Source organism: Streptomyces chiangmaiensis (assembly GCF_036281785.1).
GTDB lineage: Bacteria > Actinomycetota > Actinomycetes > Streptomycetales > Streptomycetaceae > Streptomyces > Streptomyces chiangmaiensis.
This window is the reverse complement of sequence record NZ_JAYWVC010000088.1, coordinates 1-14,526: the sequence shown is the minus strand read 5'-3', so window position 1 is coordinate 14,526 and position 14,526 is coordinate 1. Positions and strand designations below refer to the sequence as shown.

Here is a 14,526-nt window from a genome sequence, read left to right as displayed (position 1 = left end):
CCTCATCACGTTCGGGTCGCCCTCGTCCGGCCGGGGATCCTGGCCGTCACGCAGCGGCAATGGGGCACGGCGGCGCCCGGGGATACACAGCACGGGGGCCACCTTGTCATGCGCGCCAGTCGAGCGGGACCTGCTTGTCGCGGTCCCAGGGGCGCTCCCAGCCGGCGTAGTGCAGCAGACGATCGATGACACCGGCCGTGAAGCCCCAGACAAGGGCCGATTCGACCAGGAATGCCGGACCTCGATGGCCGCTGGGGTGGACGGTGGTGGCTCTGTTGGCCGGATCCGTGAGATCCGCCACGGGGACCGTGAAGACCCGCGCCGTCTCTTTCGGATCGACGACGTCCACCGGGCACTTCTCGCGCCACCAGCCGAGGACGGGGGTCACGACGAAGCCGCTGACCGGGATGTACAGCCTGGGGAGCGCACCGAACAGCTGGACGCCGCTCGGGTCGAGTCCGGTCTCCTCCTCGGCCTCGCGCAGAGCCGCCCGCAGCGGCCCTTCGGCCCTGGGGTCGCCGTCCTCGGGGTCCAGGGCGCCGCCCGGGAACGCGGGCTGGCCCGCGTGCAAGCGCAGCGAACCGGCGCGCTCCATCAACAGCAGCTCAGGGCCTCGGTCACCGTCCCCGAAAAGGATCAGCACGGCGGACTGCCGCCCCGCGCCGTCCTCCGGCGGCAGGAAGCGGCTGAGCTGAAGCGGCTCGACGGTCTGCACGACCTGCACGACCGGGTCCAGCCAGTCGGGCAGACCCTCCGTGCTCAGCCGCAGCCGGTCGCCGTCCGTGCCGCTCATGCGGTCCGTGTTGCTCGCGTGTGCCATCGCCACCCCCGTTCTGCCGATCCCAACGCCCACGAGACCGTCGATCGTTCCGCACGTCCCTCGTGGGGGTGTCCTGGCGTGCGGCCTGCCGGAATACGTCCCTCTCCCGGGTGGCGCGCGATCCCGCGCCGGCGACTCACCCGGCCCCCAGGGGCGGGGCCGGCTTGCCGCCCGCGTCCAGATAGGCCTGGGGGGGCTTCAGGCGCTGGCCCGGGAAGCCGCCCTTCTCGTACTTCAGCAGCTTCTTCGCCTTCTCCGGGTCCGTCTCGCCCTCGCCGTACGCCGGGCAGAGCGGGGCGATCGGGCAGGCGCCGCAGGCCGGCTTGCGGGCATGGCAGATCCGGCGGCCGTGGAAGACCACGTGGTGCGAGAGCATCGTCCACTCGCTCCTCGGGAAGAGCGCGCCGACAGCCGCCTCGATCTTGTCGGGGTCGGTCTCGTCGGTCCACTGCCACCGGCGGACGAGGCGCTGGAAGTGCGTGTCGACGGTGATGCCGGGGTGGCCGAAGGCGTTGCCCAGAACCACGAAGGCGGTCTTGCGGCCGACGCCGGGCAGCTTGACGAGGTCCTCCACGTTGTCGGGCACCTCGCCGCCGAAGTGCTCAACCAGGGCCTTGGAGAGCCCCATCACCGACTTCGTCTTGGCCCGGAAGAAGCCGGTCGGGCGCAGGATCTCCTCGACCTCCTCCGGAGCGGCCGCGGCGAGGTCTTCGGGGGTGGGGTACCTGGCGAAGAGCGCCGGGGTGGTCTGGTTCACCCGCAGGTCGGTGGTCTGCGCGGACAGGACCGTCGCGACGATCAGCTGGAAGGGGTTCTCGAAGTCCAGCTCCGGGTGGGCGTAGGGATAGACCTCTGCGAGCTCGCGGTTGATACGGCGGGCGCGGCGGACGAGGGCGGCGCGCGACTCGTTCCCGGGGGGCTTCGCGGCGATGGTCTTCGTGGGAGCGGCGGCCTTCACGGCGACCGTGGTCTTCTTGGAGACGACCTGCGGGGCTGCAGTCCTCTTCGTCCTTGATGCCTTCTTCGCCCCCACGGCCTTCTTGACCGCGGTCTTCGTGGGAGCTGCCTTCTTGGAGCCCGTCTTGGCGGCCGCCGCCTTCTTGGGAGCGTCCGTCCGGCCCGCCGCCTTCTTGGCAGGCCGCTTCGGCGACGCTTCCTCAGGCGCCGCTTTTGTCACTTTTGCCGTTTTTTTTCCACCACCAGGGTCTTGTTCGCCCACAGCGGAATCCCGACGTACAACCACCTGCCCAGCCCCCTAGGCCTGCGCTCTCACTGGTGTTTTGGACACCCGGCCAGCCTAAAGCCCAGCACCGACATCCGCCCCGGAGCCAGAAGATCAGCCCCCGATTGGGCCCCTGCCGCATACCCCGGCACATCAGTGCGGCATCCTTGTGACAGATCACACTGTTTGGATCGTCCGGCAAAATGGGGAACACGGTCCCCTTGGTATGCGGGGGATCGAGATCCCCTGAGCAGGTCGACAAGGAGAGAACTCGTGGACGACGTTCTGCGGCGCGCCCCGCTCTTCGCGGCGCTCGATGACGAGCAGGCCGCGGAGCTCCGCGCCTCCATGAGTGAGGTGACCCTCGCCCGCGGCGACTCACTGTTCCACGAGGGCGACCCCGGTGACCGCCTCTACGTGGTCATGGAGGGCAAGGTCAAGCTTCACCGCACTTCCCCCGACGGCCGCGAGAACATGCTTGCGGTCCTCGGTCCGGGCGAGCTGATCGGCGAGCTGTCGCTGTTCGACCCCGGCCCGCGTACGGCGACGGCCACCGCGCTGACCGAGGTCAAGCTGCTGGGCCTCGGGCACGGCGACCTCCAGCCGTGGCTGAACGCGCGGCCCGAGGTGGCCGCGGCGCTGCTGCGTGCCGTCGCACGGCGACTGCGCAAGACCAACGACCAGATGTCCGACCTGGTCTTCTCGGACGTGCCCGGCCGGGTGGCCCGGGCGCTGCTGGACCTCTCGCGGCGGTTCGGAGTGCAGTCCGAAGAAGGCATCCACGTCGTGCACGACCTCACCCAGGAGGAGCTGGCCCAGCTGGTCGGCGCGTCCCGCGAGACGGTCAACAAGGCGCTGGCGGACTTCGCCGGGCGCGGCTGGCTCCGTCTGGAGGCGCGCGCGGTGATCCTGCTGGACGTGGAGCGGCTGGCCAAGCGCTCGCGCTGAGGCCGGTCCGAGGCCGGTCCGCCGGATCCCGGTCCCGGCACAACAATCACAGGGCCCCGTCTCATGAGGTGGGGCCCTCGTCGTACCACCTGGGGCTGCCGCCTGCTGAAGCTGAATCCGGTGGCCGTCAGGGCACGGTCAGGAGCACAGTTGCGCCATGACCGGCGACGGACACGGCAGAGGTCCGGACCCCGAGGGGCCAGGACCGAGGAGGCCCGGTGCACCCTGGTGCGGCGTCTCCCGGCATCTCGTCCGCACCGGGTTCACTCTCGTCATGACCCGTTGGGACGGCTGGACCAGCGACCTGAAGGAGATGACCGAGGCGTTCACCGCGTACTACCCGCAGAGAGCCCGGCAGATGCGAAGGGCAGCCGTGCCCGGGTACGAGCCGACCGGCGATCCGGCCGTCCTGCGGTCCTACGTGGACGACCTCGGACCCCGGCTCGCGGAGGGGTACGCGCGCGTGCACGGCGTGGCGTCAAGGCACCCCGCCCCCAGGAACTCTGATCGGACGGAAGCCTCAGATCAGCCCGTGTTCCCTCAGGTAGTCCAGCTGCGCCCGCACGGACAGCTCGGCCGCCGGCCACAGGGAGTGGTCCACGTCCGTGTACACATGGGCCACGACCTCGCTCGGCGTGCGGTGGCCGTTCTCGACCGCCGTCTCGACCTGGGCGAGCCGGTGGGCACGGTGGGCGAGGTAGTACTCGACGGCACCCTGCGCGTCCTCCAGAACGGGTCCGTGACCCGGCAGCACGGTGTGGACGCCGTCGTCGACCGTGAGCGACCTGAGGCGGCGCAGGGAGTCCAGATAGTCCCCGAGACGCCCGTCGGGGTGCGCCACGACCGTCGTACCGCGGCCCAGGATGGTGTCGCCGGTCAGGACGGCCCGATCGGCCGGGAGGTGGAAGCACAAGGAGTCGGCGGTGTGGCCCGGGGTCGGCACGACGCGCAGTTCCAGGCCGCCGACCGTGACGACGTCCCCGTGGCCGAGGCCCTCGTCGCCGAGCCGGAGCGCCGGATCCAGGGCACGCACCCGCGTACCGGTCAACTCGGCGAACCGCACGGCGCCCTCCGCGTGGTCGGGATGACCGTGCGTGAGAAGCGTGAGCGCGACCCGCTTGCCGGACTTCTCCGCGGTGTCGATCACATGCCGCAGATGGCCGTCGTCGAGCGGGCCGGGGTCGATCACCACCGCCAGCTCGGAATCGGGCTCCGAGACGATCCATGTGTTGGTGCCGTCGAGGGTCATCGGCGAGGCATTGGGAGCGAGGACGTTCACGGCGCGCGCGGTCGCGGGACCCGAGAGGACCCCGCCGCGCGGCTGGCCGGGGAGAACTGTGGCGTCCGTCATGCGCCGGTGCCTTCCGTCGCGTAGGTCATGCGGGCGCTCCACCCGTCGGAATGTGCTTGGTGAACTCGTCGTGGCCGGGCCAGGCCAGTACGACCTCGCCGTTCTCCAGACGCGCCTGGGCGAGGACCGGGGTCAGGTCGCGGCCGGGAGCGGCCTTCAGCGCCTCCGCGGCGGTGACGTAGGGGACCAACTGGCGCAGGGTCGCGACGGTGGGCGGCATCATCAGCAGCTCGCCCCTGTCGTACGAGGCCGCCGCCTCGGACGGGCGGATCCAGACCGTGCGGTCGGCCTCCGTGGAGGCGTTGCGGGTGCGCTGGCCTTCGGGGAGTGCGGCCACGAAGAACCACGTGTCGTAACGGCGGGATTCGAATTCCGGGGTGATCCAGCGGGTCCACGCGCCGAGCAGATCGGAACGCAGGACCAGTCCCCGACGGTCGAGGAACTCGGCGAAGGACAGGTCACGGGCGACCAGCAACGCGCGGTCGGCCTCCCAGTCGGCGCCCGTGGTGTCGCCGACGACCGTTTCCGGGGTCGGGCCGGCGAGCAGCACACCCGCCTCCTCGTAGGTCTCCCGTACGGCGGCGCACACGACCGCCTGGGCGGACGTCTCGTCCACGCCGAGCCGATCCGCCCACCACGCCCGCGTGGGCCCCGCCCAGCCGATCCTGCGATCGTGGTCGCGTGGGTCGACACCACCGCCCGGGTAGGCGTATGCGCCGCCGGCGAAGGCCATGGAGGCGCGTCTGCGCAGCATGTGAACCGCGGGCGCGCCGTCGCTGTCCCTGAGGAGCATGACGGTGGCCGCGCGCTTCGGGACGACCGGAGTCAGCGTGCCCTCCGCGAGCGCGCGGATCCGCTCTGGCCACTCCGGTGGAAACCACTGCCCATTCGCCATGGCCGGAGGCTATCCCGGACTGCGCGGATGTTCGAGTGGCAATGATCAGCCCCTCACTCGCCCGCTCCGCGAGAGCGTCGCGCTCTTCCGGGTCGGCCGGGGCCGAACCCGGGGTCCGCACGTGAAAGGGCCGTCCCGGAGAGCCGCGGCTACGCCTGGGTCAGCTCCACCTGGATCTCCACCTCGACCGGCGCGTCCAGCGGGAGCACCGCCACGCCGACCGCGCTGCGGGCATGCACACCCTTGTCGCCGAGGACCTCGGCGAGCAGTTCGCTGGCGCCGTTGACGACCCCGGGCTGGCCCGTGAAGTCCGACGCCGACGCGACGAAGCCGACGACCTTCACCACGCGGGCGATCCGGTCGAGGTCGCCGGTCACGGACTTGACCGCGGCGAGCGCGTTCAGCGCGCACGTACGGGCCAGGTCCTTGGCCTCCTCCGCAGTGACCTCGGCGCCCACCTTGCCGGTCACCGGGAGCTTGCCCTCCACCATCGGGAGCTGACCGGCGGTGTACACGTACACCCCGGACTGCACGGCCGGCTGGTAGGCGGCGAGCGGCGGCACGACCTCCGGCAGCGTCAGCCCCAGTTCGGCGAGGCGGGACTCGACCGCGCTCATGCCTGCTTCTCCCGCTTCAGATAGGCCACCAACTGCTCGGGGTTGTTCGGGCCGGGCACGACCTGGACGAGCTCCCAGCCGTCCTCGCCCCAGGTGTCCAGAATCTGCTTCGTGGCATGGACGAGCAGCGGCACGGTTGCGTATTCCCACTTGGTCATGGGCCGACTGTAGCCGCTGTGGCAGCCGTTGCATGTGGGCGCCCGCTGCCCCGGAGGGGGCGGCGCGCGGCCGACTGTTGCCGCGGTTGTCCACAGCCTCCCGCGTGGGCCGCGCGCGGACTGGTTAGGCTCGAAGGCGTGAGCAGGCTCCAGGTCGTCAGCGGCAAGGGCGGAACCGGAAAGACGACGGTCTCCGCCGCACTCGCGCTCGCCCTCGCGACCGAGGGCAAGCGCACTCTTCTCGTGGAGGTCGAAGGCAGACAGGGCATCGCACAACTTTTCGAGACAGAGGCGTTGCCGTACGAGGAACGGAAAATCGCCGTCGCCCCGGGCGGCGGCGAGGTCTACGCGCTGGCCATCGACCCCGAGCTCGCCCTGCTGGACTACCTCCAGATGTTCTACAAGATGGGCAGCGCGGGGCGTGCTCTGAAGAAGCTCGGCGCCATCGACTTCGCCACCACCATCGCGCCCGGCCTCAGGGACGTCCTCCTCACCGGCAAGGCGTGCGAAGCCGTCCGCCGGAAGGACCGGAGCGGCCGGTTCGTGTACGACTACGTGGTGATGGACGCGCCGCCCACCGGACGCGTCACCCGCTTCCTGAACGTCAACGACGAGGTGGCGGGGCTCGCCAAGATCGGTCCGATACACAATCAGGCCCAGGCCGTGATGCGGGTGCTGAAGTCGCGGGAGACGGCCGTGCACCTGGTGACGCTTCTGGAGGAGATGCCCGTCCAGGAGACGGCTGACGGCATCACCGAACTGCGCGCCGCGAAGCTGCCGGTGGGCCGGATCATCGTGAACATGGTGCGGCCGACGGTCCTGGACCAAACGGACCTGGACCTCGCGCACGCGGTGCCGCGGACGGCCATCGCCAAGTCCCTGTCGGGCGCCGGCCTCGGCGGAGCGCGCCGCGGCGGGCTCGCCGAACGGCTGGTGGATCCGCTGCTCCGGCAGGCCGACGAGTACGCGGAGCGGTTCGCGCTGGAGCGCGAACAGCGGGCCGTGCTGGCGGAGCTGCGGCTGCCTCTGCGCGAACTTCCGCTGCTCGCCGAGGGAATGGACCTGGCGGGCCTGTACGAACTGGCCTCGGAACTGCGTCAGCAAGGGATCTCATGAGCTCGGACCCCTCCCCCACACACGACGAAACGGCCTCCGCACCGGATGCGGCGCTCCTCTACGACACGGGCACCATGCGCGCCTTGAACCCCGGTCCCGTCCTGGCGGTCGACCCTCTCCTCGACGACCCCAAGACCCGCATCATCGTGTGCTGCGGGTCCGGCGGCGTCGGCAAGACGACCACGGCGGCGGCCCTCGGACTGCGCGCGGCGGAACGCGGTCGCAAGGTGGTCGTGCTCACCATCGACCCCGCCCGCCGGCTCGCCCAGTCGATGGGCATCGACGCCCTCGACAACACCCCTCGCCGGGTGAAGGGCATCGAGGACGCCGCCGGCGGTGAACTGCACGCCATGATGCTCGACATGAAGCGCACCTTCGACGAGATCGTCGAGGCGCACGCGGACCCCGAGCGGGCGGCCGCCATTCTTGGCAACCCCTTCTACGAGTCGCTCTCGGCGGGCTTCGCGGGCACGCAGGAGTACATGGCGATGGAGAAGCTGGGGCAGCTGCGTGCGCGCGACGAGTGGGACCTCATCGTCGTCGACACCCCGCCCTCCCGTTCGGCGCTGGACTTCCTCGACGCCCCCAAGCGCCTCGGATCCTTCCTGGACGGCAAACTGATCCGGGTCCTGATGGCCCCGGCGAAAGTCGGGGGACGCGCGGGGATGAAATTCCTGAACGTCGGGATGTCGATGATGACGGGCGCCCTGGGGAAGCTGCTCGGAGGGCAACTCCTGAAGGACGTCCAGACGTTCGTGGCCGCCATGGACACCATGTTCGGCGGGTTCCGCACCCGTGCGGACGCCACGTACAAGCTGCTGCAGGCGCCCGGCACGGCGTTCCTGGTGGTGGCGGCGCCGGAGCGGGACGCGCTGCGGGAGGCGGCGTACTTCGTGGAGCGCCTGGCCGCAGAGGACATGCCGCTGGCCGGTCTGGTGCTCAACCGGGTTCACGGCAGCGGCGCCATGCACCTCGCGGCCGAGAGGGCACTCGCGGCCGCGGAAAATCTTGAAGACCCTCGCATTGTGGATCAGCAGGGCGGGCAAGCTGGAATTCGTAACTCTCCCGATGCGTATGACAGTTCATCATCCCCCTCCTCCGGTGCACCTGACCCCGACGCAGGCTCCCCCGCCGCCACGGACCAGGACCGGAGCGTCGAGCAACTGACAGCAGGCCTGTTGAGGCTGCACGCGGAGCGCATGCAGCTGCTCTCACGTGAACAACGCACGCGTGACCGCTTCACCGCGCGCCATCCCGAGGTGGCGGTGGCGGAAGTGGCCGCGCTGCCCGGTGACGTCCACGACCTCGTGGGACTACGGGACGTCGGTGACCGGCTCGCGTCCCATCAGTACGAGCGTCCCGAGGAGCACGAAGCGCACAGGTGAGGAGCCCCGATCGTCCGGCCAGGTGACCGAGTCCTCCTGACGCACGGAACACACGTGAGAGTCCGGGCGAGCGGGGCGCGACTGCCGAACGGCTCACTCCCGGCCCCCCGCACGCCCACGCCGAACCCACCGCGCACCGATACCGCTCTTGACCGGCACCTGTCCCATACGCCAGATGTCCTGAACATCCCGCAAGGCAGGCGCCCACAAGGCACCGACCGTCGGTGGATCCACTCTTCGCGGACTCGCCAAAGGCGCGCCGAGGACGACACGACGCCCCGGAGAAACCCCCGAAGGCGTCCGCGTCCACCGACAGCGCAGCCGCGCCCGGACCTGGCCGGCCGTCAGCTCACGGCCGCGTAGTTCTCGTACACCTCTTCCTCGTCGAGGGGCAGCAGGCCCGCCCCACGCTCGTATTCCGTACGCGCGGTCTCCAGCAGGCGACGCCACGAGGTGACGGTCGGCCGCCTGCGCAGCAGTGCGCGGCGCTCCCGCTCCGTCATACCACCCCACACGCCGAACTCGACGCGGTTGTCCAGCGCATCGGCCAGGCACTCCGTGCGCACCGGGCACCCGGTGCACACCGCCTTGGCCCTGTTCTGCGCTGCTCCCTGAACGAACAGTTCATCCGGATCGGTAGTGCGGCAGGCCGCCTGCGCACTCCAGTCGGTTACCCAGCCCATACCGGCGCCGTCCTCTCCCGAATCGAGGCTCCCCCACGGCGGCAGCGGCATATTCACCGCCGCCAGTTGAGGACGTTACGGAAGGTGGGCACAGCGCAACACCCCCTTCGGGCCCAATCTTGAATGGCCCGAACGGACTATGGGTAAGCGGCAGATCACCCGGGGGAGTGAGCTGGAGGCATACGTAACTTCTCCGGCGAACCGGACAATTCAACTGCGTCACAGCGGACACCCGGTGACACACAAGGCGGATTCGGACACGCACCCAACAAAAAAGTTGGGAGAACACCGGAACGATTCGGGGTCGCCGGACGTACTTGATACGTGGCCCTACTGCTGTGACAGTTGGGATCAGCTTAGGCCAATGCCTGTACGCATGCCCGCCGAATGAGAACGTAGGCTGCCCTCATGCCAAAGAAGCGCTCGGGCGGGGGGACGTCCCCCGTGCAGCAGGCCGCCAAGTTCCTCGGAGTAAGTGTGCTCGCGGGGGCGGTGATGGCCGGTATCGCGCTGCCCGCCGCAGGGGGGCTCGGTCTCGCGGCCAAAGGATCGGTCAAGGGATTCGACGAGATCCCGGCCAACCTGCAGAGCCCCCAGCTGAGCCAGCGCACCACCATCCTCGACAGCCAGGGTGGCCAGATCGCCACGGTCTACTCGCGCGACCGCACGGTGGTGGACCTCAAGGACATCTCGCCGTACATGCAGAAGGCGATCGTCGCCATCGAGGACTCGCGGTTCTACCAGCACGGCGCGATCGACCTGAAGGGCGTCCTGCGCGCGCTGAACCAGAACGCGCAGAGCGGCGGAGTGGCCCAGGGAGCCTCCACGCTCACCCAGCAGCTGGTGAAGAACTACTTCGTGGAGGAGGCCGGCGACGACCCGACGAAGGTCGCCCAGGCCACCCAGCAGACCGTCGGCCGAAAGATCCGCGAGCTGAAGTACGCGATCCAGATCGAGGAAAAGCTCGGCAAGAAGAAGATCCTCGAAAACTACCTGAACATCACGTTCTTCGGCCAGCAGGCGTACGGCGTCGAGGCCGCCTCCCAGCGGTACTTCTCCAAGCACGCCAAGGATCTGAACCTGCAGGAGTCCGCACTGATCGCGGGCCTCGTCCAGTCGCCCACGCGGTACGACCCGGTGAACCACACGGCGGAGGCCAAGCAGCGGCGCAACGTGGTGCTGCAGCGTATGGCGGACGTGCACGACATAACGCAGGCCGAGGCCGACAAGGCGAAAGAGACCGCTCTCGGGCTGCATGTGAGCCAGCCGAAGAACGGCTGCATCACGGCGGTCAAGGGCGCGGGCTTCTTCTGCGACTACGTCCGTGAGGTGTTCCTGAACAACCCGGTGTTCGGCAAGACCCAGACGGACCGGGCGAAGATCTGGAACCGCGGTGGTCTGACCATCCGCACGACCCTCGACCCGCAGGCGCAGGAATCGGCGCAGGCGTCCATCAAGGCCCACGTCTACAAGACCGACGAGGTGGCCACGGCTGCCACCATCGTCGAGCCGGGCACGGGCAGGATCCTCGCGATGGGCCAGTCCCGTCCGTACGGCTTCGGCAAGAACCAGACGCAGATCAACCTCTCGGTGGACAAGGACATGGGCGGCGGCGCGGGCTACCAGCCCGGTTCGACGTTCAAGCCGATCGTGGCCGCGGCCGCCATCGAGGGCGGCAAGCCTGCGACCCAGGAGTACCCCTCACCGTACGAGATGGAGTACCCGAGCCCGATCGCGGCCTGCGACGGCAAGCAGTGGGTGAACACGGACGGCACCAAGCTCACGAACGAGGACGAGGCGGAGCGCGGCCCGTACAGCATGAAGGAGGCGACCGCCAAGTCGGTCAACACCTACTACGTGCAGTTGATCAGTGACATCGGCATCTGCCCGGTCATCGACATGGCCAAGAAGATGGGTGTCAACCGGGCGGACGGCGCGCGGATCAGCCAGGCCCCGTCGATCGCGCTCGGCACCCAGGAGATGTCCCCGCTGACGATGGCGAGCGCCTACGCGACCTTCGCCGACCGTGGCACGTACTGCACGCCGATCGCCATAGAGTCGATCACGCAGACCGTCGCCAACCAGAAGAAGTCCCTGCCCGTCCCGAAGACGACGTGCTCGCGCGCGATGTCGGAGACCACGGCCGACACGATCAACACACTCCTGAGGGGCGTGGTCGAGGACGGTACGGGTACGCAGGCAGGCCTCCGCGACCGTCCGAGCGCGGGCAAGACCGGTACGACGGACTTCCGCTACGCGGCCTGGTTCGTCGGCTACACGCCGAACATGGCGGGCGCGGTCTGGGTCGGCGACCCGGCCCACGAGCGCCAGATGAAGAACATCCGCATCGGCGGCGTGTGGAACGAGAAGGTCTACGGCGGCCAGGTCCCGGGCCCGATCTGGCGCGACATGATGACGGGCGCGCTGCAGAACAAGCCGGTCGCGGACTTCACCCTCGTCAACATCCCAGACAGAAAAGACAAGGGGGACGGCGATGGCCAGGGTGACGGCCACGGCCGCGGCAACGGGCCCGGCGGCCTGATCAACGGGGGGCAGACCGGCGGGACCTTCCCGACGCCTTCCTTCTCCATTCCGGAGGGCTGGATCCAGGGGAACGCGAACGGCGGCAGCGGACCCGGCGGACCACGGGGCTAGTCAGCGCCCCGGCCCCTGAGCCGCCGGCACCCGGCCGGCGGCGCGGCACCACCGAGGTGATTCCGGTTCTTGTACGACGACGGGGCGCTCCTCGCCTGAGGAGCGCCCCGTCGTCGTACGCCTCGGTGCAAGGGTTGTCCGGTCAGCCGCCCGCGAGGAGCTGCTTGACCACGGCGGCGACGCGGCCGCCCTCCGCCTGACCGGCCACCTTCGGGTTCACGATCTTCATGACCTGGCCCATGGCGCGCGGGCCCTCGGCACCGGCCGCCTTGGCCTCCTCGACGGCCTGGGCGACGATCTGCCGCAGCTCGTCGTCGGACAGCTGCTTGGGCAGGTACGTGGCGAGCACCTCGCCCTCCGCCTTCTCCCGCTCGGCCTGCTCGGTGCGTCCGCCCTGCGCGAAGGCGTCGGCGGCCTCGCGGCGCTTCTTCGCCTCGCGAGTGATCACCTTGGTGACCTCCTCGTCGGAGAGCTCGCGCTTCTCCTTGCCCGCAACCTCCTCCTTGGTGATCGCGGCGAGCGTCAGCCGGAGCGTCGAGGAGCGGAGCTCGTCGCGCTCCTTGATCGCGGTGTTGAGGTCTTCCTGCAGCTTCGACTTGAGCGTGGTCATGGCTCCGATTGTCGCAGGTGTGAAGGCGCGTCCGCCCATTGATTTCCATGGGTTCGGGCGGCCTTCCCCGAACGCACGTCGACAACGTCCCCTCGTTCTCCGTGCGGGCGCTCGCCCGCCGATCCCTCGTTGTCCACAGGCGAGTCGACGCCACCTCTTGTTCTGACACGATGGTCGTATGCGCGCGCGATACGGAGTACCCCTGGGAATCACGGCGGTGGCCGCCGCCGGACTGCTCTACTCGGCCGGGATCGAGGTACGTTCCTTCCGGCTGCGCCGGGTGACGATCCCGGTGCTGCCCCCGGGGGCGCGCCCGCTGCGCGTGCTCCAGGTCTCGGACATCCACATGGTGAGCGGACAGCGCAAGAAGCAGCGTTGGCTGCGCTCGCTGGCGGGCCTGCGCCCCGACTTCGTGATCAACACCGGGGACAACCTCTCGGACCCGGAAGGCGTGCCGGAGGTGCTGGACGCGCTGGGTCCGCTGTTGGAGTTCCCAGGGGCGTACGTCTTCGGTTCGAACGACTACTACGGCCCCAAACTGCGCAACCCCGCCCGCTACTTGGTGGACAAGGCGCGGGGCCACCACGGCCTGAACGGCAACGCGCCCGCGGTCGGCGTCGTCCACAACCCCTGGGAGGACCTGCGCGACGGCTTCGACGCTGCGGGCTGGCAGAACCTGACGAACGCCCGGGGGGCGCTGAAGGTGGACGGCCTGGAGGTGGAGCTGACGGGCCTGGACGACCCGCACATCAGGCGCGACCGCTACGAACGTGTGGCGGGCGGCCCGTCGTCGGCGGCCGAACTCTCCATGGGCGTGGTCCACGCGCCGTACCTGCGCACACTGGACGCGTTCACGGCGGACGGCTACCCCCTGATCCTGGCGGGCCACACCCACGGCGGCCAGTTGTGCATCCCCTTCTACGGCGCTCTGGTCACCAACTGCGACCTGGACACGGACCGGGTGAAGGGACTCTCGCGACACACGGCCGAGGGCCGGACGTCCTACCTGCACGTGTCGGCGGGCTGCGGCACGAATCGCTACACGCCGGTACGGTTCGCCTGCCCGCCGGAGGCGACGCTGCTGACGCTGGTGAGCAGGGAGTAGAGGGCCGACGGCACCGCCTCCGCTCGCAGCTCGGACAGTAACCCGACTGGATCACCCATATCGCCCGATCTGCCCCACCCGCTTAGCGTGAGGGCATGATCCCGCCGATACCCAAGGAGATCCCGGACCTGCCGGCGGTGCCGAGCAGGCCGAGGCTGCGGCCGTCCTTCGTTCCCCCTGCGGCCGTGGTGGCTCCCACCTATCGTCCGATGGCGGCCGCATACCGCTTGCTGGTCGCTCTGACGGCCGCGGCGGCGGTGACCATCGACCTGCTCATCGGCAACCCGGTCCGGGTACTGACCCACTTCGCGGTCCAGACCAATGTGCTCATCGCCGTGGTCTTCGCCCTGTCGGCGTGGCGATCTTCGATGGCCCGCCGCCCGCTGCCATCCCTGGTGACCGGCGGCACGCTGTTCTATGCGCTGATCGCCGGCTTGGTCTACCACATGCTCCTGCTGAACGAGCCCGGCCCCTTCTCCCTGACGAGCCGGCCCGACGTGCACACGGTGTGGGCCGCGCTCGCCGGCCAGGTGATACACACGGTGACGCCGATCGCGGTGCTCCTGGACTGGCTGCTCCTGATGCGCCCGGCCACCCTGACCCTGCGCCAGGCGAGGACATGGCTGCTGTACCCCATGGCGTACCTGGCCGCTTCCCTGGTACGCGGCGAGCTGATCCTGCCGGGCACGGCGGGCCGCTACCTCTACCCGTTCCTGGACGTGGGCCGGCTCGGCTACAGGAGCGTCCTCGCCAACGCACTGCTCCTCGGTCTGGCGTTCTTCGCCCTGGCCGTCCTCCTGGTCGCGCTCGACCACATCCGCCCCGACCCGACCCGCCGTCGCCGCCGCCGCCGTCTCCGAAAAACCGGATTTCGTCTCTAGCCCCCGGTGGGCTAGAGTAAACGTCGTCGCCGCGACAAGCAGCGGCATCGGGGTGTAGCGCAGCTTGGCAGCGCGCTTCG

General features: G+C 69.6%; 14 protein-coding genes and 1 pseudogene. 7 read left to right on the top strand and 8 right to left on the bottom strand.

The features are described from left to right. Window positions 1-106: 106 nt before the first annotated feature. Window positions 107-793, bottom strand: a complete 687-nt coding sequence (locus VXC91_RS23700) for an NUDIX hydrolase (RefSeq protein ID WP_329509336.1) — start codon at window positions 791-793, stop codon at window positions 107-109. Window positions 794-956: 163 nt separating this feature from the next. Then, entirely contained in the window at window positions 957-2,063 is a 1,107-nt protein-coding gene (gene nth / locus VXC91_RS23695) for an endonuclease III (RefSeq protein ID WP_408057452.1), read from the bottom strand. Window positions 2,064-2,315: 252 nt separating this feature from the next. On the opposite strand from nth, the gene VXC91_RS23690 reads away from it, so the two are divergent. Then, the gene (locus tag VXC91_RS23690) at window positions 2,316-2,990 is read left to right on the top strand and encodes a Crp/Fnr family transcriptional regulator (protein WP_030573597.1); all 675 of its coding nucleotides are present in this window, start codon (window positions 2,316-2,318) and stop codon (window positions 2,988-2,990) included. A 204-nt stretch (window positions 2,991-3,194) separates the two neighbouring features. Next, window positions 3,195-3,480: pseudogene (locus tag VXC91_RS23685) on the top strand (nucleotidyltransferase); the annotation flags it as partial. 30 nt (window positions 3,481-3,510) lie between these two features. Here VXC91_RS23685 and VXC91_RS23680 read toward each other — a convergent pair. The 4 genes from VXC91_RS23680 to VXC91_RS23665 form a co-directional block, all read right to left on the bottom strand. After that, complete coding sequence (locus tag VXC91_RS23680; RefSeq protein WP_329509334.1) at window positions 3,511-4,341, bottom strand: MBL fold metallo-hydrolase; 831 nt, start codon at window positions 4,339-4,341, stop codon at window positions 3,511-3,513. Window positions 4,342-4,366: 25 nt separating this feature from the next. Further along, window positions 4,367-5,236: an NUDIX hydrolase gene (locus tag VXC91_RS23675; RefSeq protein ID WP_329509333.1), complete on the bottom strand. Its 870-nt coding sequence runs from the start codon at window positions 5,234-5,236 to the stop codon at window positions 4,367-4,369. Window positions 5,237-5,385: 149 nt separating this feature from the next. Continuing rightward, a complete protein-coding gene (locus tag VXC91_RS23670; RefSeq protein WP_329509332.1) occupies window positions 5,386-5,853 on the bottom strand; it encodes a RidA family protein in 468 nt (155 codons plus the stop codon). Continuing rightward, window positions 5,850-6,011 (bottom strand): DUF4177 domain-containing protein, encoded by a 162-nt coding sequence (locus tag VXC91_RS23665; RefSeq protein ID WP_003975360.1) that lies wholly within the window; start codon window positions 6,009-6,011, stop codon window positions 5,850-5,852. Before VXC91_RS23665 ends, VXC91_RS23670 begins: the two co-directional genes overlap by 4 nt. Before the next feature lie 138 nt (window positions 6,012-6,149). Here VXC91_RS23665 and VXC91_RS23660 point away from each other — a divergent pair, with 138 nt between their 5' ends. Further along, entirely contained in the window at window positions 6,150-7,127 is a 978-nt protein-coding gene (locus VXC91_RS23660) for an ArsA-related P-loop ATPase (RefSeq protein ID WP_329509331.1), read from the top strand. 74 nt (window positions 7,128-7,201) lie between these two features. Continuing rightward, window positions 7,202-8,512 (top strand): ArsA family ATPase, encoded by a 1,311-nt coding sequence (locus VXC91_RS23655; RefSeq protein ID WP_329509348.1) that lies wholly within the window; start codon window positions 7,202-7,204, stop codon window positions 8,510-8,512. A gap of 344 nt (window positions 8,513-8,856) precedes the next feature. Here the strand turns inward: VXC91_RS23655 and wblA are convergent, their stop codons facing one another. Next, window positions 8,857-9,195 (bottom strand): transcriptional regulator WblA, encoded by a 339-nt coding sequence (gene wblA, locus VXC91_RS23650; protein ID WP_194238732.1) that lies wholly within the window; start codon window positions 9,193-9,195, stop codon window positions 8,857-8,859. A gap of 408 nt (window positions 9,196-9,603) precedes the next feature. Between wblA and VXC91_RS23645 the strand changes: the two genes are divergently transcribed. Then, window positions 9,604-11,850, top strand: coding sequence for a transglycosylase domain-containing protein (locus tag VXC91_RS23645; RefSeq protein ID WP_329509330.1), 2,247 nt, complete (start codon window positions 9,604-9,606; stop codon window positions 11,848-11,850). A 142-nt stretch (window positions 11,851-11,992) separates the two neighbouring features. On the opposite strand, the gene VXC91_RS23640 is transcribed toward VXC91_RS23645, so the two are convergent. Beyond that, entirely contained in the window at window positions 11,993-12,460 is a 468-nt protein-coding gene (locus VXC91_RS23640; protein ID WP_329509329.1) for a GatB/YqeY domain-containing protein, read from the bottom strand. A 178-nt stretch (window positions 12,461-12,638) separates the two neighbouring features. Between VXC91_RS23640 and VXC91_RS23635 the strand changes: the two genes are divergently transcribed. Further along, the gene (locus VXC91_RS23635) at window positions 12,639-13,565 is read left to right on the top strand and encodes a metallophosphoesterase (protein WP_329509328.1); all 927 of its coding nucleotides are present in this window, start codon (window positions 12,639-12,641) and stop codon (window positions 13,563-13,565) included. A 95-nt stretch (window positions 13,566-13,660) separates the two neighbouring features. Then, a complete protein-coding gene (locus VXC91_RS23630; RefSeq protein WP_329509327.1) occupies window positions 13,661-14,446 on the top strand; it encodes a Pr6Pr family membrane protein in 786 nt (261 codons plus the stop codon). The last annotated feature ends 80 nt before the right edge of the window (window positions 14,447-14,526 follow it).

Bases quoted from the DNA above. Each gene is read 5' to 3' on its own strand.
- VXC91_RS23700 (WP_329509336.1), bottom strand. From the start codon at position 793: ATGAGCGGCACGGACGGCGACCGGCTGCGGCTGAGCACGGAGGGTCTG.
- VXC91_RS23680 (WP_329509334.1), bottom strand. From the start codon at position 4,341: ATGACGGACGCCACAGTTCTCCCCGGCCAGCCGCGCGGCGGGGTCCTC.
- VXC91_RS23675 (WP_329509333.1), bottom strand. From the start codon at position 5,236: ATGGCGAATGGGCAGTGGTTTCCACCGGAGTGGCCAGAGCGGATCCGC.
- VXC91_RS23670 (WP_329509332.1), bottom strand. From the start codon at position 5,853: ATGAGCGCGGTCGAGTCCCGCCTCGCCGAACTGGGGCTGACGCTGCCG.
- VXC91_RS23665 (WP_003975360.1), bottom strand. From the start codon at position 6,011: ATGACCAAGTGGGAATACGCAACCGTGCCGCTGCTCGTCCATGCCACG.
- VXC91_RS23655 (WP_329509348.1), top strand. From the start codon at position 7,202: ATGCGCGCCTTGAACCCCGGTCCCGTCCTGGCGGTCGACCCTCTCCTC.
- wblA (WP_194238732.1), bottom strand. From the start codon at position 9,195: ATGGGCTGGGTAACCGACTGGAGTGCGCAGGCGGCCTGCCGCACTACC.
- VXC91_RS23645 (WP_329509330.1), top strand. From the start codon at position 9,604: ATGCCAAAGAAGCGCTCGGGCGGGGGGACGTCCCCCGTGCAGCAGGCC.
- VXC91_RS23640 (WP_329509329.1), bottom strand. From the start codon at position 12,460: ATGACCACGCTCAAGTCGAAGCTGCAGGAAGACCTCAACACCGCGATC.
- VXC91_RS23635 (WP_329509328.1), top strand. From the start codon at position 12,639: ATGCGCGCGCGATACGGAGTACCCCTGGGAATCACGGCGGTGGCCGCC.
- VXC91_RS23630 (WP_329509327.1), top strand. From the start codon at position 13,661: ATGATCCCGCCGATACCCAAGGAGATCCCGGACCTGCCGGCGGTGCCG.